This is a genomic window from Sedimenticola hydrogenitrophicus (assembly GCF_025175675.1).
Classification (GTDB): Bacteria; Pseudomonadota; Gammaproteobacteria; order Chromatiales; family Chromatiaceae; genus Sedimenticola; species Sedimenticola hydrogenitrophicus.
The window spans coordinates 35,808-60,594 of record NZ_JANIOA010000006.1; the positions used below are offsets into that span (position 1 = coordinate 35,808).

Annotated in this window: 22 protein-coding genes; 19 read left to right on the plus strand and 3 right to left on the minus strand. The window is 62.3% G+C overall.

Annotation, left to right across the window (positions count from 1 at the left end; translation table 11 throughout):
* From NPX02_RS05045 to nudB, 8 genes are all read left to right on the plus strand, one after another.
* Window positions 1-972, plus strand: a complete 972-nt coding sequence (locus NPX02_RS05045) for a YVTN family beta-propeller repeat protein (protein WP_260292342.1) — start codon at window positions 1-3, stop codon at window positions 970-972.
* 8 nt (window positions 973-980) lie between these two features.
* The gene (locus NPX02_RS05050) at window positions 981-1,751 is read left to right on the plus strand and encodes an ATP-binding cassette domain-containing protein (RefSeq protein WP_260292344.1); all 771 of its coding nucleotides are present in this window, start codon (window positions 981-983) and stop codon (window positions 1,749-1,751) included.
* The gene (locus NPX02_RS05055; protein ID WP_260292345.1) at window positions 1,748-2,524 is read left to right on the plus strand and encodes an ABC transporter permease; all 777 of its coding nucleotides are present in this window, start codon (window positions 1,748-1,750) and stop codon (window positions 2,522-2,524) included. The genes NPX02_RS05050 and NPX02_RS05055 overlap by 4 nt, the downstream gene beginning before the upstream one ends.
* A 340-nt stretch (window positions 2,525-2,864) precedes the next feature.
* Complete coding sequence (locus NPX02_RS05060) at window positions 2,865-3,266, plus strand: c-type cytochrome (protein ID WP_260292346.1); 402 nt, start codon at window positions 2,865-2,867, stop codon at window positions 3,264-3,266.
* Window positions 3,267-3,587: 321 nt separating this feature from the next.
* Window positions 3,588-3,860, plus strand: coding sequence for an FmdB family zinc ribbon protein (locus tag NPX02_RS05065; protein WP_260292347.1), 273 nt, complete (start codon window positions 3,588-3,590; stop codon window positions 3,858-3,860).
* 277 nt (window positions 3,861-4,137) lie between these two features.
* Entirely contained in the window at window positions 4,138-4,779 is a 642-nt protein-coding gene (locus NPX02_RS05070) for a DUF502 domain-containing protein (protein WP_260292348.1), read from the plus strand.
* A gap of 124 nt (window positions 4,780-4,903) precedes the next feature.
* Window positions 4,904-6,697, plus strand: a complete 1,794-nt coding sequence (gene aspS / locus NPX02_RS05075; RefSeq protein ID WP_260292350.1) for an aspartate--tRNA ligase — start codon at window positions 4,904-4,906, stop codon at window positions 6,695-6,697.
* Between the two features lie 154 nt (window positions 6,698-6,851).
* Window positions 6,852-7,292, plus strand: a complete 441-nt coding sequence (gene nudB / locus NPX02_RS05080; protein ID WP_260292352.1) for a dihydroneopterin triphosphate diphosphatase — start codon at window positions 6,852-6,854, stop codon at window positions 7,290-7,292.
* A 543-nt stretch (window positions 7,293-7,835) separates the two neighbouring features.
* Here nudB and NPX02_RS05085 read toward each other — a convergent pair.
* Both NPX02_RS05085 and NPX02_RS05090 read right to left on the minus strand, forming a co-directional pair.
* Window positions 7,836-9,242 carry a PhoH family protein gene (locus NPX02_RS05085; RefSeq protein ID WP_260292353.1) on the minus strand — a complete coding sequence of 469 codons (1,407 nt, stop codon included), beginning with the start codon at window positions 9,240-9,242 and terminating at the stop codon, window positions 7,836-7,838.
* A 68-nt stretch (window positions 9,243-9,310) separates the two neighbouring features.
* The gene (locus tag NPX02_RS05090) at window positions 9,311-9,847 is read right to left on the minus strand and encodes a glycine cleavage system transcriptional repressor (protein WP_260292354.1); all 537 of its coding nucleotides are present in this window, start codon (window positions 9,845-9,847) and stop codon (window positions 9,311-9,313) included.
* 220 nt (window positions 9,848-10,067) lie between these two features.
* On the opposite strand from NPX02_RS05090, the gene dapA reads away from it, so the two are divergent.
* From dapA to NPX02_RS05125, 7 genes are all read left to right on the plus strand, one after another.
* A complete protein-coding gene (gene dapA / locus NPX02_RS05095; RefSeq protein WP_260292355.1) occupies window positions 10,068-10,943 on the plus strand; it encodes a 4-hydroxy-tetrahydrodipicolinate synthase in 876 nt (291 codons plus the stop codon).
* Between the two features lie 197 nt (window positions 10,944-11,140).
* Window positions 11,141-12,298 carry an outer membrane protein assembly factor BamC gene (bamC, locus tag NPX02_RS05100; RefSeq protein ID WP_260292356.1) on the plus strand — a complete coding sequence of 386 codons (1,158 nt, stop codon included), beginning with the start codon at window positions 11,141-11,143 and terminating at the stop codon, window positions 12,296-12,298.
* A 27-nt stretch (window positions 12,299-12,325) separates the two neighbouring features.
* A complete protein-coding gene (locus NPX02_RS05105) occupies window positions 12,326-13,087 on the plus strand; it encodes an MBL fold metallo-hydrolase (protein ID WP_260292357.1) in 762 nt (253 codons plus the stop codon).
* A 3-nt stretch (window positions 13,088-13,090) separates the two neighbouring features.
* Window positions 13,091-13,528, plus strand: coding sequence for a hypothetical protein (locus NPX02_RS05110; RefSeq protein ID WP_260292358.1), 438 nt, complete (start codon window positions 13,091-13,093; stop codon window positions 13,526-13,528).
* 711 nt (window positions 13,529-14,239) lie between these two features.
* Window positions 14,240-18,148 carry a phosphoribosylformylglycinamidine synthase gene (purL, locus tag NPX02_RS05115; protein WP_260292359.1) on the plus strand — a complete coding sequence of 1,303 codons (3,909 nt, stop codon included), beginning with the start codon at window positions 14,240-14,242 and terminating at the stop codon, window positions 18,146-18,148.
* A gap of 27 nt (window positions 18,149-18,175) precedes the next feature.
* On the plus strand, window positions 18,176-18,853 hold the full coding sequence (locus NPX02_RS05120) for an AzlC family ABC transporter permease (protein WP_260292360.1): 678 nt from the start codon (window positions 18,176-18,178) through the stop codon (window positions 18,851-18,853).
* Entirely contained in the window at window positions 18,850-19,182 is a 333-nt protein-coding gene (locus NPX02_RS05125) for a branched-chain amino acid transporter permease (RefSeq protein ID WP_260292361.1), read from the plus strand. The genes NPX02_RS05120 and NPX02_RS05125 overlap by 4 nt, the downstream gene beginning before the upstream one ends.
* A 301-nt stretch (window positions 19,183-19,483) precedes the next feature.
* Here the strand turns inward: NPX02_RS05125 and NPX02_RS05130 are convergent, their stop codons facing one another.
* On the minus strand, window positions 19,484-19,924 hold the full coding sequence (locus NPX02_RS05130; protein WP_260292362.1) for a universal stress protein: 441 nt from the start codon (window positions 19,922-19,924) through the stop codon (window positions 19,484-19,486).
* Between the two features lie 518 nt (window positions 19,925-20,442).
* Between NPX02_RS05130 and NPX02_RS05135 the strand changes: the two genes are divergently transcribed.
* From NPX02_RS05135 to soxA, 4 genes are all read left to right on the plus strand, one after another.
* Complete coding sequence (locus NPX02_RS05135; RefSeq protein WP_260292363.1) at window positions 20,443-22,584, plus strand: PhnD/SsuA/transferrin family substrate-binding protein; 2,142 nt, start codon at window positions 20,443-20,445, stop codon at window positions 22,582-22,584.
* 12 nt (window positions 22,585-22,596) lie between these two features.
* Window positions 22,597-23,205, plus strand: coding sequence for a response regulator transcription factor (locus NPX02_RS05140; RefSeq protein WP_260292364.1), 609 nt, complete (start codon window positions 22,597-22,599; stop codon window positions 23,203-23,205).
* 270 nt (window positions 23,206-23,475) lie between these two features.
* Window positions 23,476-23,874 carry a sulfur oxidation c-type cytochrome SoxX gene (gene soxX, locus NPX02_RS05145; protein ID WP_260292365.1) on the plus strand — a complete coding sequence of 133 codons (399 nt, stop codon included), beginning with the start codon at window positions 23,476-23,478 and terminating at the stop codon, window positions 23,872-23,874.
* Window positions 23,875-23,936: 62 nt separating this feature from the next.
* Window positions 23,937-24,764 (plus strand): sulfur oxidation c-type cytochrome SoxA, encoded by an 828-nt coding sequence (soxA, locus tag NPX02_RS05150; RefSeq protein ID WP_260292366.1) that lies wholly within the window; start codon window positions 23,937-23,939, stop codon window positions 24,762-24,764.
* Window positions 24,765-24,787: the final 23 nt, after the last annotated feature.

Sequence of the window (24,787 nt, forward strand, 5' to 3'; positions counted from 1 at the left end):
ATGCTATTTCGTCACTGGGTAATTGCCCTGTTCTGGTTGGCTGCAGGTACTGTATCGTCGGCCCAGGCGGCCACCGCCTACGTCTCCAATGAGAAGGACAACACCGTCACCCTGATCGACACCGAGCGCATGGAGGTGACCGGCACCATCGAGGTAGGGCAGCGGCCGCGCGGCATCATTCTCAGCCACGACATGAAAACCCTCTATATCTGCGCCTCGGACGACGACACGGTGCAGATTTACGATATCGAACAACAGAAATTTGTCGGTGAACTGCCCTCCGGGGCCGACCCGGAGCAGTTCGCCCTGCATCCCGACAACCGCTATCTCTATATCTCCAACGAGGATGACAACCTGGTGACGGTGGTGGATGTGGAGAAGCGCGACGTGGTGGCGCAGATCGATGTCGGGGTGGAGCCGGAAGGCATGGCGGTCAGCCCTGATGGACGCTGGGCGGTCAACACCTCCGAGACCACCAACATGGTGCACTGGATCGATGCGAAAACCTTTGAGCTGGTGGATAACACCCTGGTCGATCAACGTCCCCGGCACGTGGAGTTCGAGCCCGATAGCAAGACCCTGTGGGCCTCCTCCGAGATCGGCGGAACCGTCTCCATTATCGATACCGACAGCAAGCTGGTCAGGCACAAGATCAACTTCTCGATCAAGGGGATCCACCCGGACCGGGTGCAGCCGGTGGGTATCAAGCTGGGGGCGGACGGGCGTTATGCCTATGTCGCGCTCGGCCCGGCCAACCACGTGGCCGTGGTGGACCGTAAAAGTTATGAAGTGGTCAAGTATATTCTGGTGGGGCGGCGCGTCTGGCACATGGCGTTCACCCCCGGCGACCGCTATCTGATGACCACCAACGGGGTGAGCGGCGATGTCACCGTGATCGATCTGGCCGAGCTGAAGGCGATCAAGTCGATCAAGGTGGGGCGTTACCCCTGGGGTATCACGGTGCGTCCCTAGGAGCTGCAATGCCCGACCCGGTCCCCCATCTCCTGGATGTCTCCGCGCTCGGCTACCGCTATCGGGGCGCGGCCCACGCGGCGTTGATCGATATCAACCTGCGCATCGAGGGGGGCGGCTTTCACGCCCTGCTGGGCCCGAACGGGGCCGGCAAGACCACCCTGTTTTCCCTGATCACCGGTCTCAGCGCTCTCCAGCAGGGGGGCGTCTCCATCGCCGGGGCGGATATCGAGCGCCAGCGCCTCACGGCGCTCTCGCGCATGGGCGTGGTGTTCCAGCAGCCGACCCTGGATCTGGACCTGACGGTGGAGCAGAATCTGCGCTACTTTGCCGCCCTCAACGGGCTTGGCGCGAAACAGGCCAGGCGGCGCATCGCCGAGGAGCTGGCGCGCTTCGATCTGACGCCACGCCGCCGCGAGCGGATACGTCAGTTGAACGGGGGCCATCGGCGCCGGGTCGAGATTGCCCGCGCCCTGTTGCATGAGCCCCGCTTGCTGCTGTTCGACGAGGCGACCGTGGGACTGGACGTGCCCACCCGGCAGCAGATTGTCGATCATGTCCATCGGCTCGCCGACGAGAAGAATATCGCCGTGCTGTGGACCACCCACCTGATCGATGAGGTGTACCCGGGGGATGCCGTGTCGCTGCTGGATCGGGGGCGGGTAGTCGCCCAGGGCACTTGTCGCCAGTTGCTGCAGGAGCGCAAGGCGGCGGATCTCAAACAGCTGTTCGCCCAACTGGCAGCGCGGGATTACGTCGCCCGGGAGGTCGCCCTGTGAACGGCCGGCACGCCTACTGGACCCCGTTCCGCGGCATTGTGGTGCGCGAGTGCCTGCGCTTCCTGCAGCAGCACGAACGGTTTCTGGCGGCACTGGTGCGGCCGCTGGTGTGGCTGTTTGTGTTTGCCGCCGGTTTTCGTGCCGCGCTCGGTGTCTCCATTATCCCGCCCTATGAAACCTACATCACCTACGAGACCTATATCGTGCCCGGCCTGGTGGCCATGGTGCAGCTGTTCAACGGTATGCAGAGCTCGCTGTCGTTGATCGTCGACCGGGAGCTCGGCAGTATGCGCATCCTGATGCTGGCGCCGACACCGCGCTGGTTTCTGCTGTTAAGCAAGCTGCTGGCCGGCGCCGTGGTCTCGGTGCTGCAGGTCTATCTGTTCCTGGTCATCGCCTGGTTTGCCGATATCCGCCTGCCGCTCCTGGGCTATGTCGCCGTATTGCCGGCGCTGATGCTGTCGGGGGTGATGCTCGGCTCCCTGGGCATGCTGCTCTCATCGGCCATCCGCCAGCTGGAAAATTTCGCCGGTATCATGAACTTCGTGATCTTTCCCATGTTTTTCCTCTCCTCGGCACTCTACCCCATCTGGAAGATCGGCGAGGCCAGCCCGCTGCTGGAACAGATCTGCCGCCTCAACCCCTTCACCTATGTGGTGGAATTCATCCGCTTCAGTCTGCACCTGAAGCTGGACGGCCTCTCGGTGGTGGTGGTCAGCGCGTCGCTGGCACTGTTCCTCACCCTGGCGGTGTGGCGTTTCCAGCGCAATTGACTCCTAAGGGCTCGCCCGGTCTGTAAGTGATTGGCCTGCCTTGTTGGCCGATCTTGATGGCGCCTCGAATCCGGCCCCTTTTTCAGATTAAAGCCTGCCCTTGTTTGAGCGAAGCGAGTTTGGGCAGGCGCTGAAAATTGGGCCGGATTCGAGGAGACAAGTCATCGTGTGAGGCCGGCAAGGCAGGCCAATCACCCCGTGAGTAGTTACCACCGCGAGCCCTAAGCCACTTCACCCTGGCTGGCCGCCGCACGGGCCGTTCATACTTAAGTCTTATTGAGCCGAACCGGGCGGAACGCCTATAAATATCGCTAAATCCATCACTACAGGACGCCCGAAAATGAAAAAACCGTTGTCTCTTTTTGTGGCGATCAGCACCCTCCTGGTCGCCTCGGTAAACACCGTATTCGCCATGAGTGAGGGGACCGCCCGGGACGCCATGGTGGCGGCCGGCGAAGCCGCGTTTCAGCATCGCTGCATGGCGTGTCACTCGCTCGATTCGGCCAAGAACGCCTTCGGTCCCTCCCTGCGGGGCGTGATCGACCGGCCGGCCGGCAGCCTGCCGCGCTTCGCCTACTCCAAGGCCATGCTCGAATCCGGTTTGGTCTGGAGCGAGGAGAATATCCGCAAGTGGATCGCCGACAATGAGAAACTGGTCCCCAATACCCGCATGCGTCACGTCTCCATTACCGATGTCACCGAGCAGGATTTCCTGATCGAGTTTCTCAAGAGCCTGAAATAGGCGATCTGCCCAGCCGATCGCGACCTGTCTGGATTCACCCCGCCCCCCTGTTCACGGGGGCAACGGACCTTGAATTGACGGTCAACCACCCCATCTTCCTCCCTGACCAGGATTCTGGCACGGCTGTTGCCGCGGCGTGAATCGCCGCGGCACCGGTATAGGGGATATATTCCTTGTCCGGTGTCGGGTGCCTACCAGGCAGGGCGGGCGTACTGGCACCGGACCGGCATGAAAACCTTTGAGCGGAAGACAACTGTGCTAATATCCACAGCGATTTGGTGCCCCCGGTGAGGCGGGGCGGTTGAATTTCAGGAGTAATACATGCCGATTTATGAGTACCGTTGTGATGCCTGCGGCCATGAGCTGGAGGCGATTCAGAAGATGAGCGACGCGGCGCTGACCGATTGTCCGGCGTGTGCCAAGCCGGCACTGAAAAAGATGATTTCGGCCGCCGGTTTCCGTCTCAAGGGGCAGGGTTGGTACGAGACCGACTTCAAGAGCGGGAAACAGAAGAACCTGCACAACGCGGAAAAGGCGGAGGCCAAACCGGCCCCGGCCTGTGCCGCTGGCGGTTGCGGCGGCTGTGATGCCTGACCCTCAAGTGCTCCGTCAACGTAATAATTACGGATTCAGCGTCCCTGTGGTGTTGCGCAGCAAGGCGCGGCGCGCAGGCAATGGCGGGTTCCCTTGTCAAGCGCTGCAACGCGGCTGCGGGGCGCCACAGGGACGCCCGAAGGGTGAGCTTGTCAGCGCCCATGGACGGCGTTGCGCCTCTTGCCAAGGGAGCTGGCCATTGCCGGCGAGGCGCGCCTTGCCATGAGCGCTGACAAACTCACTGAACTCGCAATTATTACGTTGACGGAGCACTAGCATGAAATTCATCCGCCGCTACCTGGTGGCGGGTCTGCTGGTCTGGGTGCCGCTCGGGATCACCCTGCTGGTGGTACGCCTGCTGGTACACTGGCTGGATGGGACCCTGCTGCTGATACCGGAGGCGTACCGGCCGGAGCACCTGCTGGGATTCTCCATTCCGGGATTGGGGGTGGTGGTCTCGGTGCTGATCGTATTCGTCACCGGCGTGCTGGCGGCCAATCTGTTCGGCCGCTCCCTGGTCTCTGTGTGGGAGCGCCTGCTGGCGCGCATTCCCCTGGTCCGGTCGATCTACTCCGGTGCCAAGCAGCTGGCGGAGACCCTGTTCAGCGAGGCGGGGCAGTCGTTCCGCAAGGTGCTGCTGATCGAATTTCCGCGCAAGGGGCTCTGGACCCTGGCGTTTCAGACCGGCACCGATCTGGGAGAGGCGCAGCGCAAGACCGGGCGGGATGTGATCAATGTCTACGTCCCCACCACCCCCAATCCGACCGGCGGCTACTTCGTCATGGTGCCGCGGGAGGACGTGGTGGAGCTGGAGATGAGCGTGGATGACGGTCTGAAAATGCTCATGTCCATGGGTGCGGTGGTGCCCGTTGGGCGGAAACCGGCCCCGCTGGCGGAGCCGGTGGACTCCGGGGCCTGATTCGTTCAACACGAATTAAATCGACTCAGTGCTTGCGCCTGCAGGGCCCAAACCTTAAAATTTCCGGTTTTCTCGTCGGGCGAATTTCTCGCCCGAAATTCAGTCAGTAACGGTAATATCGAGCATGCGCACCCACTATTGCGGTCATATAAACGCCTCACATATCGACCAGGAGGTCGAAATCTGCGGTTGGGTTCACCGGCGACGCGATCATGGCGGGGTGATCTTCATCGATCTGCGGGATCGCGAGGGGCTGGTCCAGGTGGTCTATGATCCGGATCTGGCGGAGATCTTCGCCACCGCCGAACATGTGCGCAACGAGTATGTGCTGAAGGTGCGGGGGCGCGTGCGCGCCCGTCCCGAGGGCACGGTCAATCCCGAGATGGCGACCGGTGAGATCGAGATCCTGGGCCTGGGTCTGGAGGTGTTGAACCGCGCCGATACCCCGCCGTTTCAGTTGGATGAGCACGAGCGCGTCTCCGAAGAGGTGCGGCTGCGCTACCGCTACATGGACCTGCGCCGTCCGGAGATGCAGAAGCGCATCAAGCTGCGCGCCGCGGTCACCCGGGCGCTGCGCCGCTATCTGGACGACAACGGTTTCCTGGATATCGAGACGCCGATGCTGACCAAGGCGACCCCCGAGGGGGCGCGCGATTACCTGGTGCCGTCACGCACCCATCCGGGCCAGTTCTTCGCCCTGCCCCAGTCGCCCCAGCTGTTCAAGCAGCTGCTGATGATGTCGGGCATGGACCGCTATTACCAGATCGTGCGCTGCTTCCGCGACGAGGACCTGCGCGCCGACCGGCAGCCCGAATTCACCCAGCTTGATATCGAGACATCGTTCATGAGCGAGGCCGAGATCATGGACTCCATGGAGGAGATGATCCGTGGTGTGGTGAAACAGGTGATGGACGTGGATCTGCCCGATCCGTTCCCGCACATGACCTATCAGGAGGCGATGCGCCGTTTCGGCTCCGATCGCCCCGACCTGCGCTGTGCGCTGGAGCTGGTGGATGTGGCCGACCTGATGAACGGGGTCGATTTTAAGGTGTTCTCCGGTCCCGCCAAGGATCCCAAGGGGCGCGTCGCCGCCCTCTGCCTGCCCAAGGGCTGCGAACTGACCCGCAAGGAGATCGACGAGTACACCAAGTACGTCGGCATATACGGCGCCCGCGGCCTGGCCTACATCAAGGTCAATGACTGGACCGGTCAGGGGCGCGATGGCCTGCAGTCACCGATCCTCAAGTTCCTGCCGGACGCGGCGGTCGACGGCATTATGCAGCGCACCGGCGCCCAGGACGGCGACCTGATCTTCTTCGGCGCCGACAAGGCGACGGTAGTGAATGAGGCGCTGGGTGCCCTGCGGGTCAAGTTGGGCGAGGACCGTGGGCTGATGCAGCCCGGCTGGCACCCGGTCTGGGTGGTCGATTTCCCGATGTTCGAATGGGATGACGGCGGCGCCCGCTGGAACGCCCTGCACCATCCGTTCACCGCCCCCAAGGAGGATCAGATCGAGCTGCTGGAGAGCGACCCCGGCGCCTGCCTGTCGCGCGCCTATGACATGGTGCTGAACGGCACCGAGGTAGGCGGCGGCTCCATCCGTATCCACACCGGCGCGGTGCAGGAGAAGGTGTTCCGGCTGCTCGGCATCGGCGAAGCGGAGGCCGAGGAGAAGTTCGGCTTCCTGCTGTCGGCGCTCCGGTACGGCTGTCCGCCCCACGGCGGTCTCGCCTTCGGCCTGGACCGACTGGTAATGCTGCTGGCGGGCGCCCGCTCGATTCGCGACGTCATGGCCTTCCCCAAGACCCAGACCGCCGCCTGCATGCTCACCTCGGCACCGTCCGAGGTGAACCCGGCACAGCTGCGCGAGCTGTCGATTCGGGTGCGCAAGCCCCAGGTGGAAGAAGAGAAGAGCTGATTGGTGACATTGCCGGATCAGGTTACGCTGATCCGGTCCATTCTTGTCGGCCTCAATTGGATTAGCTGTCGGGCGTGACCCGGTGGTTGCCTATTGTCGGCCTGTCGTCGAGCGAACAATCATCGGCTGTGACATGCAGCGACCAGGTGGAACGGTGAAGTCATCCTGCAAACGCCCCGAATCGGTCCTGGTGGTGATCCATACCGACCAGGGCGAGGTGTTGATGCTGAACCGGACCCACCCCAGGGGCTTCTGGCAGTCCGTCACCGGCAGTCTGAAGTGGGGCGAAACACCCCGCCAGGCGGCCGAGCGCGAGCTGTTCGAGGAGACCGGGCTGCGCCATCACGGCCGGCTGCTGGATGCCCGTTATACGGAGCGTTTCCCCATCCTGCCGGCCTGGCGCGGCCGCTTCGCCGCCTCGGCCCACTATAACCGGGAGCATCTGTTCTATTTCCGCCTGCCCGGGCACCGGCTGATCCGGCTCAATCCCCGTGAGCATGGCGAACTGCGCTGGTTGCCCGCTTACCAGGCGGCGTGCAAGGCCAGCTCCTGGACCAACCGGAATGCGATCCTCAGACTACTGAATCAGGCGTGACGGTGCGGCCCATTGGCGCCGTCCTCCGGTCACAGAAACGTAGGATGGGTGGAGGAGGAACGACATAACCCATCAAACAGTTGGAGGTATCGGTGGGTTACGCGGCGCCCAGGCGTCGTCGCGGTCTGGACGTGCAGTGGTGGTGCGCCGCTAACCCACCCTACGAGGCTGCTTGAAATTGAAAGAAAACCGTAACTACTCACGGGGTGATTGGCCTGCCTTGTTGGCCGATCTTGATGGCGCCTCGAATCCGGCCCCCTTTTCAGATTCAAGCCTGCCCTTGTTTGAGCGAAGCGAGTTTGGGCAAGCGCTGAAAATGGGGCCGGATTCGAGGAGACAAGCCATCGTGTGAGGCCAACAAGGCAGGCCAATCACTTGCAGACCGGGTGAGTAGTTACAGAAAACCATCATTTTTCTTGGTGTGCTTGGCGTCTTGGCGAGAAAACTTCCTGTATTCAATGTGTTACGTACGGCAATAACGCCCCCTGGTTCATCCGTGGTACTCCCTCAGCCATAGGGCGCCCCGTGGGCGCCGTCCTCCGGTCATAGCGTATCGGAGGCGTAATCCGCCAGCCGCGAGCGCTCGCCGCGCAGCAGGGTGATGTGTCCGCTGTGCCCCCAGTCCTTGAAACGGTCGACCACGTAGGTGAGGCCGGAGGTGGTCTCGGTCAGGTAGGGGGTGTCGATCTGCGCCACGTTGCCCAGGCAGACGATCTTGGTGCCGGGACCGGCTCGGGTGATCAGGGTCTTCATCTGCTTGGAGGTGAGGTTCTGCGCCTCGTCCAGGATAATGTACTTCTTCAGGAAGGTACGGCCGCGCATGAAGTTGAGCGAATGGATACGGATGCGCGAACGCAGCAGTTCATCGGTGGCGGCGCGGCCCCACTCGCCGCCATCGGTCTGGGTCAGCACCTCCAGGTTATCCATCAGGGCGCCCATCCACGGGGTCATCTTCTCCTCCTCGGTACCGGGCAGGAAGCCGATATCCTCGCCCACCGGCACCGTCACCCGGGTCATGATGATCTCGCGGTAGATATTCATGTCCAGGGTCTGGGTGAGTCCGGCCGCCAGGGCCAGCAGGGTCTTGCCGGTGCCGGCGGTACCGAGCAGTGAGACGAAGTCGACTTCCGGATCCATCAGCATGTTGATGGCGAAATTCTGCTCCCGGTTGCGTGCCCGGATGCCCCAGACCGAGTGGTTGGCGCTACGGAAATCGGTCGCCATCTCGATGATCGCATCGTCGCCGTCGCGGCGCCGCACGATGGCCTCGAAGTTGGAGTCGTCATCCATGAACAGGCACTGGTTGGGATACCAGTTCCGGGTATCCTCGCCCTTGACCCGGTAATAGGTGCGCCCCTGCTCCTGCCAGGAGTCGAGGTTCTTGCTGTGGCTCTCCCAGAAGTCGCTCTGCAGTTCCGCTTCGCCGCTGTACAGCAGGTTGACGTCGTCCAGCACCTGGTCGTTGTAGTAATCCTCCGCCGGTACCCCCAGCACCGCCGCCTTGATGCGCAGGTTGATATCCTTGGAGATCAGCACCACCAGCATCTCCGGGTGGGCCTGCTGCAGGGTGAGGGCGGTGCTGAGTATGTTGTTGTCCGGGGTGTTGCCCGGCAGGCTGGCCGGCAGGTCCTTGGCCAGCGCGGTGGTCTGGAAGAAGAGCCGGCCGGCCGGCGCGGCATTGGCGCTCTTGCCGTTGCCCGGTGCCGGCAGCGGCAGGCCGGCGTCGATCTGCTGCTTGCTGGCGCCGGACATCAGCTCATCGAGAAAACGGGAGGCCTGGCGCACGTTGCGCGCCACCTCGGACACGCCCTTCTTGCCCTTGTCCAGCTCCTCCAGGACCACCATGGGCAGGAAGATATCGTGCTCCTGGAAGCGGAATATGGAGGTGGGGTCGTGCATCAGCACGTTGGTATCGAGCACAAACAGGCGACGCTTCTCCGGGTCATTCATCGGCGGTTTTTCCTGCATAGAATTACGAATGGGTTGCTGGGTGGCGCTTCTGCTTCAACGCCGGTGTCTCAACGCTGGGCCGGTTCGATTATGGCGTCCAGGTTGATGGCATCGCAGAATTCCATGAAATCTTCCCGCAGCGAGGCGATGTGGATGTCGGCGGGAATGCCCACGGTCATGTGCACCGAAAACATGATGGTTCCGGTGTGCGCGGCGGCATAGCTGGTGGTGGCCATGTCCTCGATATTGATCCGCCGGGTGGAGAAGAAGTTGGCCAGTTGGTGCACGATGCCCGGGTGGTCCAGGGATACCACATCCACCACATAGGGCAGGGAGGGGGTGGACCGGTCACGGCCTTCGGTGCGTTTGACGATGATGGTCAGGTCGAGCTGGCGCTCCAGTGCGGGCATCGCCTCCTCCATCCTGGCGAGGCTGCTCCAGTTGCCCTCCACCATCAGCAGGATGGCAAACTCGCCCCCGAGGACGGTCATGCGGCTGTCGGCGATATTGCAGCCGATATCCAGGATTGCCTTGGAGAGTTCGTCGACAATGCCGGGACGGTCCTTGCCCAGTGCGGAGATCACCAAATAGTTCTGTGCGGACATAGATAAATTTTGCTCCTGTGACTTTTCCCCTGAGTGTAGCTTCCTGAAGGCCCGCTTGTCTTGCGCTCTATGGAATCGGGGCCGGTCAAGCCGGGGGAAAAGGGGTGGTATTCAGACGGAAACGAATCGGAATTACCGTATTATCGGCCATCTTCCTTGTCAGCGTCCAAGCCGCCGTTTTAGAATGCGTGATTGAGCCGGTAATTGGGAGTTTTTTCACATGTTTCAAGGCAGTATGGTAGCGCTGGTCACCCCGATGCGGGAAGACGGCAGCGTCGATGAAAACAGCCTGCGCAACCTGGTGGATTGGCACGTGGATCAGGGTACCGATGCCATTGTCGCCGTGGGCACCACGGGTGAGTCCGCCACCCTGGATGAGCGGGAACATTGTGAAGTGATCCGGCAGGTGGTTGAATTTGCCGCCAAACGGCTGCCGGTGATCGCCGGCACCGGGGCCAACTCCACCACCGAGGCGATCCAGCTCACCCGCTGCGCCAAACAGGCGGGGGCCGACGGCTGCCTGCTGGTCACCCCTTATTACAACAAGCCGACCCAGGAAGGGCTTTATCGGCATTTCAAGGCGGTGGCGGAAGCGGTGGATATCCCCCAGCTGCTGTACAATGTGCCGGGCCGGACGGCCTGCGACATGTTGCCGGAGACGGTGGGTCGGCTCGCCGCCATCGCCAATATCGTCGGCATCAAGGAGGCGACCGGTGATCTGAGCCGGGTGGCGCTGCTGCGCGAGCTTTGTGGCGAGGAGTTCGCCCTGATCACCGGCGATGACGCCAGTTCGCGTGAATTTATTCTGGCCGGCGGTGTCGGAACCATCTCCGTGACCGCCAATATAGCCCCGGCCGCCATGCAGCGGATGATCGCGGCAGCGCGCCGAGGCGATGCGGCCGAGGCGGCACGCATCGACGCACCGCTGGCCGATCTGCACCGGGATCTGTTCCTGGAGTCCAATCCGATCCCGGTAAAATGGGCGCTGGCCGAGATGGGCCGCATTCCCAAGGGGATCCGCCTGCCGCTGACCTGGTTCGCCGCGCCCTACCGGGAGCAGTTGCGCCAGTCGATGGTCAACGCGGGTCTCGTCTAAGGACCTGTCAATAAATAACTGTTACATCTTGCTGGTCTTTTCGTCCGCCTTCGGCGTTACGGCAAGACTTACATAGAACGACTATGCGCGCCTTGCCGTGCCTTGAAGGCAAACGAAAATCCGGCGCAATATGTTACAGTTATTTCTTTCCAGGCCCTAAATACGCCGGATTGCCGGCAACAAGGTTCTTTACAACTATGGCTTTTACGAATCCCAATACCCTGATCTCTCTCCTGGTTGCCGCCCTGCTGAGCGGGTGCGGCGCCCTGCCGAGCATGGATAAGGTGCTGCCCGACCGCAAGGTCGAATACAAGAAGGCCAAGGATGCCGGTACCAATCTGGAGATCCCGCCGGATCTGACCAAGAGCACCATCAATGATCAACTGGTGATCCCCGGCTCTTCCGGGGCCGAGGCGACCACCCTGTCGGGTCAGCTGGAGCGGGAGCGCATTCAGGGGCGGGTCGCCACCCGTACCAGCGTGCTGCCGACGATCGAGCAGATCGAGGTGATGCGCGACGGCAATCAGCGCTGGCTGCGTATCCAGGGCACCCCGGAGGATGTCTGGTACAAGACGGTCGCCTTCTGGCAGGAGAACGGCATCCTGCTGGCGCAGCAGGATCCCACCGTGGGCGTGATGGTGACCGATTGGCTGGAGAACCGGGCGGATATCAAGCGGGATTTCATTACCGACAAGATCCGTTCGGTGTTTGAAGGCGCCTACGCGGCGGCGACCCGCGACCAGTACCGGTTGCGTATTGAACAGGGCGCCAATCCGGGGTTCACCGAACTCTATCTGACCCATCGCGGCATGGAGGAGAAGTATATCCTGGATGGCGGCGGCGATCCGGAGCGTACGGTATGGAATCCGCGGCCCACCGATCACGGCCTGGAGGCCGAGATGCTGCGCCGACTGATGAACTACATGGGCGTGGCCGATCAGCAATCCCGTCGCTCCCTGGCGCAGGGCGGGGCGGCCCAGGCGCGTTCGCGGCTGGTGCGCAATGGCGACGAGGTGCTGTTGCTGATGGATGAGGAGGTCAACCGTGCCTGGCGTCTCACCGGTGTGGCGCTGGACCGGGTCGGATTCGCGGTGGAAGACCGGGACCGCACCAATCGAGTCTACTACGTCCGCTATAACGATCCGCTCAAGGAGGTCGATGAGCCGGGCCTGCTCAGCAAGCTCGCATTCTGGCGTGACAATGACCGCAACATCGACAAGGAGAGTCAGTACCAGGTGGGGCTGGATGCCGACACCCGCGGCACCCGGGTGGTGGTTCGGAACAAGGAGGGGGTTCAGGACAACTCCGAAACCGCGTTGCGCATTCTCACCCTGTTGCATGAGCAGATCCAGTAACGCCCCGGCCGGGCGCGGGTACCTCCGGTGCGCTTTGCCTCCCTGGGTAGCGGCAGTCGCGGCAACGCCACCCTGATCGAGAGTGGAACGACCCGGCTGCTGCTGGACTGCGGCTTCGCCGCCCGGGAGACCGAACGCCGTCTCGACCTGCTCGGGGTGGCGCCGCAGAGCCTGGCCGCCATCCTGGTGACCCACGAGCATCAGGATCACATCAAGGGGGTCGGGCCGTTGGCGCGGCGCTACCGGTTGCCGGTGTGGATCACCCACGGCACCTACCGGCAGAACCGCTGCGGCGAGCTCCCCGCGGTGCAACTGATCCACAGCCACCAGGCGCCGTTCCGGATCGGTGACATCACGGTGCAACCCTATCCGGTACCCCATGATGCGCGGGAACCGGCGCAATACATCTTCAGCAGCGAGGAGTCCCGCCTGGGGGTATTGACCGACAGCGGCAGCATCACGCCGCATATCCAGCAGGTGCTGAGCGGCTGTCACGCCCTGCTGCTGGAGTTCAATCACGACCGGCGGATGCTGGCCGACGGCCCCTATCCGCCGGCCCTGCAACGTCGCGTCGGCGGCCGGCTGGGACACTTGAATAACGAACAGGCGGTGGCGCTGCTGGCGGAGCTGGAGCATGCCGGGCTGCGACACCTGGTGGTGGCCCACGTCAGCGAACAGAACAATCACCCGGAACGGGTGCGGGATGTGATCCTTACCCGGTTGCCACAACTGGCACCACGCCTTACCCTGACCTGTCAGTCACGGGTGAGTCCCTGGTTTGAGGTGTGAGTCATGAGTCTGAAAGCGCAACTGTTTCCAGCGGAATCCCGGTATCTGCCCGGCCAGCGCTGGCTCAACGTGCTGTTCCGCACCCTGCACCTGGTGGGGCTGGGTGGTCTGGGGGCCGGGTTTCTCTATCCGGCCGCGGACGACAGCTGGCAACTCTATCTGCAGATCACCCTGGTCTCGGGTATCGGCCTCTCCCTGATCTCCATCTACTCCAACGGCATCTGGCTGATCCAGCTACGCGGTCAGGTGGTGTTTCTCAAGCTGGTGCTGCTGGCCCTGATGATCCCCTTCCCGCAACTGCGGGCGGAGCTGTTTATCCTCATCATCCTCCTGTCCGGCTGGATTGCCCACGCCACCGCCCAGGTGCGCTACTACTCCCTCTATCACCGGCGCCGGATCGAGTCGGGGGATCTGCATCGACAGGGGTCGGAGTCAAATTGATAAAGTTTGAAGGGTGAAGTTTGAAAAGGCCGTCCGTTGTACGCGATCAGGACCACGTCATCTAAACGTGCAAATAATTGTTAAAGGTAACTACTCACGGGGTGATTGGCCTACCTTGCCGGCCTCACGTGATGGCTTGTTTCCTCGAATCCGGCCCCTTTTTCAGCGCCTGCCCAAGCCGCTCCCGGCCATCCCTGGCCTTCGCGGCATAAGTCCTTCCCTGGACAAAACTCGCTTCGCTCAAACAAGGGCAGGCTTGAATCTGAAAAAGGGGCCGGATTCGAGGCGCCATCAAGATCGGCCAACAAGGCAGGCCAATCACTTTTCCTCATTCCCACGCTCCGCGTCCTCGTTCCCACGCTCCGAGACTGTGAAAGAATTGCCAAATGACGCGAAAAGGGAGGTACCCAAACCCTTCCCGAGATGGCGATCGCCTCTCTACGGGCTTCTCAGGCGGTCAATTTTTTTGCCGCGTTGATCAGCCTGAATACTTTCACAGTCTCTCCGCGTGGGAATGCATACCACCTCACCCCGCATTCCCACACTCTGCGCCCTCGTCCCCTACCGCTCGTTCCCGCGCTCCACGTGGGAATGCATTTCGATTGGCGTGAGAACAGATTTGCCCTGACAAGCGCGGGCCCGATGCGGCATTTTCCGGCGGCTTGGAGTATCATTACCGATTTGGTTTTCCGCCCAGCAACAAGGTACCCCATGCTCACTCTTCGCGGTGCTCCAGCACTCTCCGATTTCCGTCAGAACAAACTTGAACGGCGCCTTGGCGAGGCCGTCGGCCGTCCGTTGGGGCTATATGCCGAGTTCATCCACTTTGCCGAATTGAGTCAGACCCTGGACGGCGATGAGCGGGCGATCCTGGATCGGCTGCTGCGCTACGGCCCCCATCTGGCGGAGCATGAACCGGCGGGACAACTGTTGCTGGTGGTGCCGCGGCCCGGCACCATTTCGCCCTGGTCGACCAAGGCGACCGATATCGCCCACAACTGCGGTCTGGAGAAGGTCGAGCGGCTGGAGCGGGGCACCGCCTACTACTTGGTCGAAAGTGGGGGAACCGGCGGCGCGGGCGCGGCCATCAGCGAACATGAGCTGCAGGCGGCCCGTTCGGTACTGCATGACCGCATGACCGAGGTGGTGTTCGACGACTTGGAGGAGGCGGTCTGCCTGTTTGCCAGGGCCGAACCCCGCCCCTGCACCACGGTCGACGTGATGGGCGGCGGCATACCGGCGCTGGAAGTGGCCAACGGCGAGCTGGGGCTGGCCCTGTCGGCGGACGAGATCGACTACCTGGTGGAGAGTTTCCAGGGTCTGGGACGCAATCCCACCGATGTGGAATTGATGATGTTCGCCCAGGCGAACTCGGAGCATTGCCGGCACAAGATTTTCAATGCCGACTGGATTATCGATGGCGAGCGCCAGGAGCGCTCTCTGTTCAAGATGATCCGCAACACCACGGAGCACTCCCCGGAGCATGTGCTCTCGGCCTACAAGGACAACGCCGCGGTGATGAGCGGCCACCCGGGACAGCGCTTCCTGACCGAGGCTGGCAGCCACCGCTATGTCTACAGCGCCGAGCCGATCCATATCCTGATGAAGGTCGAGACCCATAACCACCCGACGGCGATCTCCCCCGATCCCGGCGCGGCCACCGGCTCGGGTGGTGAGATCCGCGACGAGGGGGCCACCGGCAAGGGCTCCAAGCCGAAGGCCGGGCTCACCGGCTTCTCCGTCTCCAACCTGCGCATCCCCGGGGCCGAACAGCCGTGGGAACAGGACTTCGGCAAGCCCGAGCGCATCGTCTCCGCCCTGGATATCATGCTCGAGGGACCGATCGGCGGCGCCTCCTTCAATAACGAATTCGGCCGCCCCAACCTGTGCGGCTACTTCCGTACCTTCGAGGAGCGGGTGATGGGGCCGGAGGGGCCGGAGCTGCGCGGTTATCACAAGCCGATCATGCTCGCCGGCGGTCTGGGTAATATCCGCGAGGAGCATATCGAGAAGCACGATTTTCCGGCCGGTTCACCGCTGGTGGTATTGGGCGGGCCGGCGATGCTGATCGGCCTGGGCGGCGGCGCCGCCTCCTCCATGGCCAGCGGCACCTCGGCGGAGGATCTCGATTTCGCCTCGGTGCAGCGTTCCAATCCCGAGATGGAGCGGCGCTGCCAGGAGGTGATCGACCGCTGCTGGGGGCGCGGCGCGGAGAACCCGATCCTGTTCATTCACGATGTGGGCGCCGGCGGCATCTCCAACGCCCTGCCCGAGCTGGTGCACGACGCCGGCCGCGGCGGCCGCTTCGAGCTGCGCACCGTTCCCAACGACGAGCCCGGCATGTCGCCCATGGAAATCTGGTGCAATGAGGCCCAGGAGCGTTACGTGATGGCGATCGACAGCGAGCGCCTGGAGGAGTTCAAGGCGATCTGCGAGCGCGAGCGCTGCCCCTACGCCATCGTCGGCGAGGCCACCGACGAGGAGCATCTGCTGCTGGGGGATGCCCACTTCGAGAACAATCCCATCGATATCTCCATGCCGCTGCTGTTCGGCAAGCCGCCGCGCATGCTGCGGGATGTGAAACATCGGCCGTTCCGCAAGCCGGAGCTGGATTTTGCCGGTGTCGGGCTGGAAGAGGCAGCGCTGCGTGTGCTGCGCCTGCCGAGCGTGGCCAACAAGACCTTCCTGATCAGTATCGGCGACCGTTCCATCACCGGCCAGGTGGCGCGCGACCAGATGGTGGGCCCCTGGCAGGTGCCGGTGGCGGATCTGGCGGTGACCCTGTCCGATTACGTGGGCTATAGCGGCGAGGCGATGGCGATCGGCGAGCGTACGCCGCTGGCGCTGATCGATGCCCCGGCCTCCGGACGCATGGCCATTGGCGAGGCGATCACCAACCTGGCGGCCACCGCTATAGACAGCATCAGCGATATCAAACTCTCCGCCAACTGGATGGCGGCCGCCGGGCACACCGGCGAGGATGCCAGCCTCTACGCCACGGTGAAGGCGGTGGGCATGGAGCTGTGCCCGGCCCTGGGTATCGCCATCCCGGTGGGCAAGGACTCCATGTCCATGAAGACGGTGTGGCAGGAGGCGGGCGAGGCGCGCGCCATGACCGCGCCGCTGTCGCTGATCATCAGCGGCTTCGCGCCGGTCAGCGATGTGCGCCGCACCCTGACGCCGCAACTGCGCCACGACCAGGGGGACAGCGACCTGATCCTGATCGACCTGGGCAAGGGGGCCAACCGTCTGGGGGCTTCCGCCCTGGCCCAGGTGTATCGCCAGGTGGGACACCAGGGGGCGGACCTCAATGACGCCCACGTCCTGATGCAGTTCTTCGCCACCATCCAGGATCTCAACCGCGACGGCCTGCTGCTGGCCTACCATGATCGCTCCGACGGCGGTCTCTTCGCCACCCTGTGCGAGATGGCCTTCGCCGGCCACACCGGCGTGACGGTAACGCTGGATGACCTGGCGGAGGATGACCTGGCGGTGCTGTTCAACGAGGAGCTGGGGGCGGTGATCCAGGTACGCCACAGCGACACCGATGCGGTGCTCAAGCAGCTGCATGATGCCGGGCTCAGCCACTATAGCCACCTGATCGGCACCCTCAACGGCGGCGACCGGGTGGAGATTGTGCGCGGCAAACAGACCCTGCTGGCGATGCCGCGGGTGGCGCTGCAGCAGGCCTGGTCGGAGACCACCCTGGCGATGCAGCAGTTGCGCGACAATCCGGACTGCGCCCGCGAGGAGTTCGAACGCATCGCCGATGCCAACGATCCCGGCATTCAGGTAAAGCTGGGCTTCGACCCGGCCGAGGACGTGGCGGCGCCGATGATCAATACCGGCGTGCGCCCGGAGATCGCCGTGCTGCGTGAGCAGGGGGTCAACGGCCAACTGGAGATGGCCAACGCCTTCCACAAGGCCGGCTTCGACAGTATCGATGTGCACATGTCGGATATCCTCTCCGGCCGGGTCTCGCTGGAGCGCTTCCAGGGGCTGGTGGCCTGTGGCGGTTTCTCCTACGGCGACGTGCTCGGGGCCGGCGAGGGCTGGGCCAAGTCGGTGCTGTTCAACCCCCGGGCACGGGACCAGTTCCAGGCCTACTTCGAACGCGACGACAACTTTTCCCTGGGGGTCTGCAACGGCTGCCAGATGCTCTCCAACCTGCACGAGCTGATCCCCGGCGCGGAGCACTGGCCGCACTTCGTGCGCAACCGCTCGGAGCAGTTCGAGGCACGCTTCGTCTCGGTGGAGGTGAAGGCGTCCGCCTCCATCCTGCTGCAGGGCATGGCCGGATCGGTGCTGCCGATCGCGGTGGCCCACGGTGAGGGGCGGGCCGAATTCCGTGACGCGGCCCACCTGGCCGCCGCCCAAGCGCAGGTGGTCATGCAGTACGTGGAGAACAGCGGGGAGGTGGCCGGCCGTTATCCGGCCAATCCCAACGGTTCGCCCGAGGGCATAACCGGCCTCACCAGCCGGGATGGCCGGGTCACCATCATGATGCCCCATCCTGAGCGGGTGGTGCGCACGGTGCAGAACTCCTGGCATCCCGACGGCTGGGTTGAGGCGGGGCCCTGGCTGCGGCTGTTCCGCAATGCGCGTGTCTGGCTGGGATAGAGCGGACCGATTGTCGCGGAGCGCCTGATGTCCACCCTGGCGGCGGCGTTTCGTGCCTCGGTGCCGGTGATGTTCGGCTATATTCCCCTGGGCATGGCGTTCGGCATCCTGTTCCAGGATCTCGGCTATGCCTGGTACTTCGCCCCGTTGATGGGACTGACCGTGTACGCCGGCGCTGCCCAGTTCATGGCGGTGGGGTTGCTGGCGGCCCAGGCGTCCCTGGTCGAGGTGGCGATCTCCACCTTCATCCTCAACTCCCGGCACATGTTCTTCGGTGTGTCGCTGCTCGCCCGCTACCGTGCCCGCGGGCTGAGGAAGCTCTATCTCATCTTCGGCCTGACCGACGAGACCTACTCCCTGATCACCAGTACCCATCCGCCGGACGGCCACGATGAGCAGAATTATTACCTGGCGCTGACCGCGCTGAATCAGGGGTACTGGGTGGCCGGGTGTGCCCTGGGCGCCCTGTTCGGGGCCGGTGTGGAGTTTGATACCCGCGGGATGGATTTTGTCCTGACCGCCCTGTTCATGGTGCTGATGCTGGAGCAGTGGAAGAAACTGCGCGAACCCTATCCGTTTGCCGTGGCCCTGCTGTGCGGCCTGACGGCGCTGTGGCTGTTCCGCGAGCAGATGTTGCTGGTCTCCATCGGCCTGTCGATCGCCCTGCTGTTATTGCGTACCCGTACCCGGCAGGTGGCCTCGTGAGTGCAACCGGTTATCTGCTGCTGGTGTGCCTGGTGATGACCGTGGCCACCTTCATCACCCGGCTGATCCCGTTCGTGGCGTTTCGCGAGAAGGGGGATCACCCGCTGCTGCTCTATCTGGGCCGCTACATGCCGCCGGCCATCATGACCCTGCTGGTGTTGTACAGCCTGAAATCGCTGGACCTGACCCAGGCGCCCTACGGGGTCAATGAACTGCTGGCCCTGCTGTTGACCACAGCACTGCACCTGTGGCGCGGCAATGCCCTGCTCAGCATCTTCTCCGGTACCTTGTTCTATATGGGGGCGATCCAGTCGGGCTGGTTCGGCTAGCGCCCAGGTTGGAGCCGCCATTACCCCCCACCGCGCGGTCCTGGATCAAGGAAGAACAAGGGGCAGTTTGTAGGGTGGGTTAGACGCGCCCCGCTCAGGAGGTGGCCGTTGGTATTGCAGCGTACGCGCGTCGTAACCCACCGTTTGGTGATCGAGGACTCGGTAGGTTACGCGGCGCCTGGATAGAGTCGTGGTCTGCCCGGGCATTGTTATAGAATGCCGGGCGTTGTTTTAGAATGAAAGTGTCGTACCTGTGCGCCGCTAACCCACGCTACGAAACCTGTTCAACCCGGGATGGAATTCAGGCGTTCTCCACTCGCACCGCCAGGACATCGCAGGCGGCCTGGTGGAGCACACCGTTGGCGGTTGAGCCCAGCAACAGCTGCAGGCCGTGACGACCGTGACTGCCGAGCACGATCAGTTCGGCCTTCTGCTCGGCGGCCACGCGGACGATTTCGCGCTTCGGTGTGCCTATCTCCACCTGGAATCCGGCATTCGCCAGGCTGTGCTGATCAATCAGTGCCTGCAGTTTGGTCTCCGCCTGCTTGGCCAGTCGCTGGTCCAGATCGAGGTCTTCCGGGAGCGGGATCTCCCCGGTATACATGGCGCCCGTGTACTCCACTACATGGACCAGGGTGAGGCGCGCGTTGTACAGCTTCTGCAGTTCCATGGCCTTGGCCATGACCGCTTCAGACTCTTTGGAAAAATCCACCGCCACCAGGATGTGTTGATAATTGGCCATTCGCTTTTCTCCTGCGCTCTGCTGTACCCATTATGGTGCGCGCAGGCTTTTTTTTCCAGACATATGCTCCCCTGGGGGTAACTGCTTGCTTCTATCTGAACCACAGAGACACAGAGACACAGAGACACAGAGACACAGAGAGAACGGAGAATTCATATGATTCTCCCGTGGGTTCCGTCCTTGGGTCCTTAGGTGGTAACTACTCACGGGGTGATTGGCGTGCCTTGTTGGCCGATCTTGGTCCAGCCATCGTGTGAGGCCGGCAAGGCAGGCCAGTCACTTACAGACTGGGTGAGTAGTTACCTTAAGTGTAATGGTTGCTCCAACGATCCGTTCAGTTACATCGCCCGGTTTCACCTCTGTGTCCTCTGTGCCTCCGTGGTGCATGGGTGTGCCTCAGGCGGATCCCTCGGGTGAGTAGTTACCCATGCGGGTGGTCGGCACCGTAGCCCGGCCCGGGCTTGCCTGTACCGGGAATATTCCGTAGTCTCGGCTCAATACCCTTGAAGGAATGTTGCATGTGGCGTCGGGCGCTGTTGTTATTTCTGTTGCTGCCGCTGGTTTCCGCGTCGCTTCCGGCCGAGGATCAGTTGATCCGGGTCGGGGTGCTGAGCCATCGCGGCAACCAGGCTACGTATGACGCCTGGTCGCCCACCGCGATCTACCTGAGTCGGGTGATTCCCGACTATACCTTTGAAATTGTCCCGCTCGATTTTTCCGATGTGGATCCGGCGGTCAAGTTCGGTCAGGTGGATTTCATCCTGACCAACCCGGGGATGTACGTGAATCTGGAGGTGCGTCATCGTATCTCGCGTATTGCCACGCTCAACAACCTGGCGGGCGGGACGGCAAAAAACGTATTTGGCGGCGTGATCTTCACCCGGCGTGATCGGGACGATATCAATACCCTGGATGATCTCAAGGGAAAAAGCCTGATGGCGGTGGACGTCTATTCCCTGGGCGGCTTTCAGATGGCCTGGCGGGAGATGAACACCCGGGGTTTGAACCCGTATCGGGATATGCATTCCATCACTTTTGGCGGTATTCATGACCGGGTGGTCAGGTCGGTCAGGGATGGCCGGGTCGATGTCGGCACGGTACGTACCGACATTCTGGAGCGCATGGCCAAGGCGGGTCAGATCGATATGGCCGACTTCAAGATTATCAACCGCAAGGTCAATCCCGGTTTCCTGTTGAGCCGCAGTACCCGGCTCTATCCCGAGTGGCCGTTCAGCAAGGTGCTGCACACCTCCAACGAGCTGGCGCAGCAGGTCGCCGTGGCGCTGCTGAACATGCCGAGATCCCATCCGGCCGCCCGTGCCGGTAATTACGAGAGCTGGACGATCCCGCTGGATTACCAGCCGGTGCATGAGCTGTTCAGGGAGCTGCAGCTGCCCCCCTATGAGTACACAGGGCGCTTCACCCTGTCCGATGCGATCAAAAAGTACTGGTACTGGCTACTGGTGGCCTTGGCGTTCCTGCTCTTCATGTTGCTGATGACCACCTGGGTGGTGCGCCTCAACCGCGAGTTGAAGAAGGCCAAGCAGCACCTGGAACGGCAGTACGAGCTGATCCTGAACTCGGTGGCCGACGGCATTATCGGGGTCGACCTGAACGGCAATACCACCTTTGCCAACCGGGCCATGACCCAGATCACCGGCTGGGCGGACAGTGACCTGATCGGCCGCAATCAGCATCAGATCCTGCACCATACCCGCGCCGACGGGTCGCAGCACCCGGCCGACCAGTGTCCGGTCTACGCCACCAACAGTGACCAGGTCCCCCGCTTTGTCGAGGACGACGTGTTTTGGAAAAAGGATGGCAGCAGTTTTCCGGTGGAGTATTCCAGTACCCCGATCAGGGACGGGCAGCTCAAGACGGTGGGCAGTGTGGTGGTGTTCCGGGATATCAGCGACCGCAAGCGCATCAGCGAGGAGGCGCGCCAGCATCAGGACGACCTGGCCCACGTGGCCCGTCTCAGCACCATGGGTGAGATGGCCTCCGGCATCGCCCATGAGATCAATCAGCCGTTGACGGCCATCGCCACCAACGCCCACGCCTGTATCCGCATGCTGGAGAGCGGCAGCGGCGAGACGGAAAGGGTGATCGATGTGATGGAGCGTATCGGCGCCCAGGCCGCCAGGGCGGGCGAGATCATTCGCCACCTGCGGCAGTTCGTAAAGAAAGAGCAGCCGGAACTGAGCCTGATCGATATCAATGAGGTGATCAATGAGGTGATCACCCTGCTGCGCACCGAGATCCGCAAGGCCGGGGTCAAGGTGGTCCTGGACATGGATGAACGGATCGGCAAGGTGTTGGCGCAGCATGTGCAGATCGATCAGGTGATCCTGAACCTGGCGAGAAACGCCATCGAGGCGATGGCCGATATCCCGGAGGGGGCGCGGTTGTTGAGTATCGCCACGCGCAACGAGGCGGTCGATTATGTGCGGGTCACCCTTACCGATACCGGTCCCGGGCTGGATCCGGCGGTGGCCGATCAGCTGTTCAATCCCTTTGTCACCACCAAGTCCAACGGCATGGGGCTCGGTCTCTCCATCAGCCAGGGGATTATCGAGGCGCACAAGGGGCGGATTTTCGTCGAACCCGTAGCGGGGGGTGGGGTGCGTTTTATTTTCCTGCTGCCCACATACCCACAATAGGGAAACAGAAACATGAGCGAGAGTACAGTCTTTATCGTCGATGATGATCGGGAGGTCCGTGAGGCACTCCAGTTGCTGATGGAGTCGGTCGGGCTCAGCGTGGAGTCGTTTAATTCCGCCAATGCCTATCTGGATCAGTTCGACGCCTCACGGCCCGGCTGTATCATCCTGGATGTGCGCATGCCCGGCATGAGCGGCATGGACCTGCAGAACCAACTACTGGAGCAGCCGCTCTGTCCGCCCATTATCATTATCACCGGTCATGGCGATGTGCCGATGGCGGTACGCGCGGTGCAGGCGGGTGCGGTGGATTTCATCCAGAAGCCGTTCAATGATCAGTCACTGCTGGACAGCGTGCATCGGGCGTTGGAGTATGATGCCCGGCAGCGGGGCGAGGCCTCGCAGCTGGCCGAGATCAAGCAGAAGCTGTCCCGCCTCACACCCCGGGAGCGCGAGGTGCTGGAGCTGGTGGTGCAGGGGCTGCGCAACAAGCTGATTGCCGCCGAACTTTCGGTCAGTCAGTCCACGGTCGAGGCCCATCGGGCCAAGGTGATGGACAAGATGGAGGCGAAAACCCTCTCCGACCTGATGCGCATGATGTTGACCCTGGAATCCCAATAGTGGAAAACCACAATATCTGCTGCAGTATGTTCCAATTTCCTTAACCTGGATCAATTTCCATAATCAGCTACGTCCGAAAATCTGCCACGGAATCGAGTAACCGGTCGCAACCATGCCGACTATACTCTGGGACCGCTAAACCAATAAATCAGGTAGAGTGACGACATAACTGACCTCTTGTCCGATAAATGAACGTGCAGGGATGCGCACAGGCTGACGTTCAGCTATTGGGCAGGCGGTCACCCCTTCAGCATTCCTTAGGAGGAGATGATGAAAAAAACTGTCAGACTGGTTTCCACACTGGTCATCATAGCGTCGGCGGCTTGGTTGACTGGCTGCACCGGCAAACCCACGACAAAAGAAGCGCCCAAGGCGATGGCTGCCCAGGTTGACCCCGCGGTCGTCGCCGAAGGCAAAGCCATCGCGGTCAACCGGAAAAAAGGCAACTGTCTCGCTTGTCACATGATCGAAGACGAGCCCACACCCGGGAATGTCGGGCCGCCGCTGCTGGCGATGCAGGCGCGTTATCCCGACAAGGCCAAGCTGCGCGCGCAGATCTGGGATGCCACCGCGGCCAATCCCGAGTCCGCCATGGTGCCCTTCGGTCGGCTGCAGGTCCTGTCGGACGCAGAGATCGATAAGATCGTCGAGTATATCTGGACCCTCTGAGGCAACAGCGCTGCACAACCGCGACTGATTATTTTTGGTTTAGGGTTTTGGGAAGAGAGACTATGAAAAAAATACTGATTACTCTGGCGTTACTGGCGATTACCGCCGTTACCGCCCAGGCGGGTCCCGAGGAGGACCGCATGGCGTTCATCAAGTACTACAAGGCCAAGTTCCCCTCGGTGCCGATGGAGGAGTACGCCAACGGGGTCTACGCCATCGATCCGATAGGGCGTGAAAACTGGGAAGCGATCGAGGAGTTTCCTCCTTATGAGCCGTTCATCGATGCCGGCCAGGCGATGTGGGAGAAGCCCTTCGCCAACGGCAAGGGCTACAAGGACTGCTTTCCGGACGGACCGGCGATGGCCGACAAGTATCCGAGCTGGGATAAACAGCAGGGTATGGTGATGACCCTGCCGCTGGCCCTGAACAACTGCCTGAAGGCCAATGGCGAGAAACCGCTCAAGTACAAGAAGGGACCGATCAACAACATTCTGGCCTATATCGCCTTCCAGTCCCGCGGCAAGGTGATCAACGTGGAGGTGCCGAAGGACGATCCCCGCGCCATGGCGGCCTATGAGGACGGCAAGAAATTCTATTTCACCCGGCGCGGTCAGCTGAACTTCTCCTGCGCCACCTGTCACCTGCAGAATACCGGCCTGCGGGTGCGCACCGAGATCCTCAGTCCGACGCTCGGTCACGTCACCGGCTGGCCGGTGTACCGCTCCAAGTGGGGGACCGTCGGCACGCTGCATCGCCGCTTCTCCGGCTGCAACAATAACATCCGTGCCAAGGCATTGGAGGCGCAGGGTGAGGAGTATCGCAACCTGGAGTATTTCCTCACCTCCCTGAGCAACGGCCTGGAGCTGAATGGTCCGAGTGCCCGCAAATAGGCGTCCCCTGTCATTCAGGATCG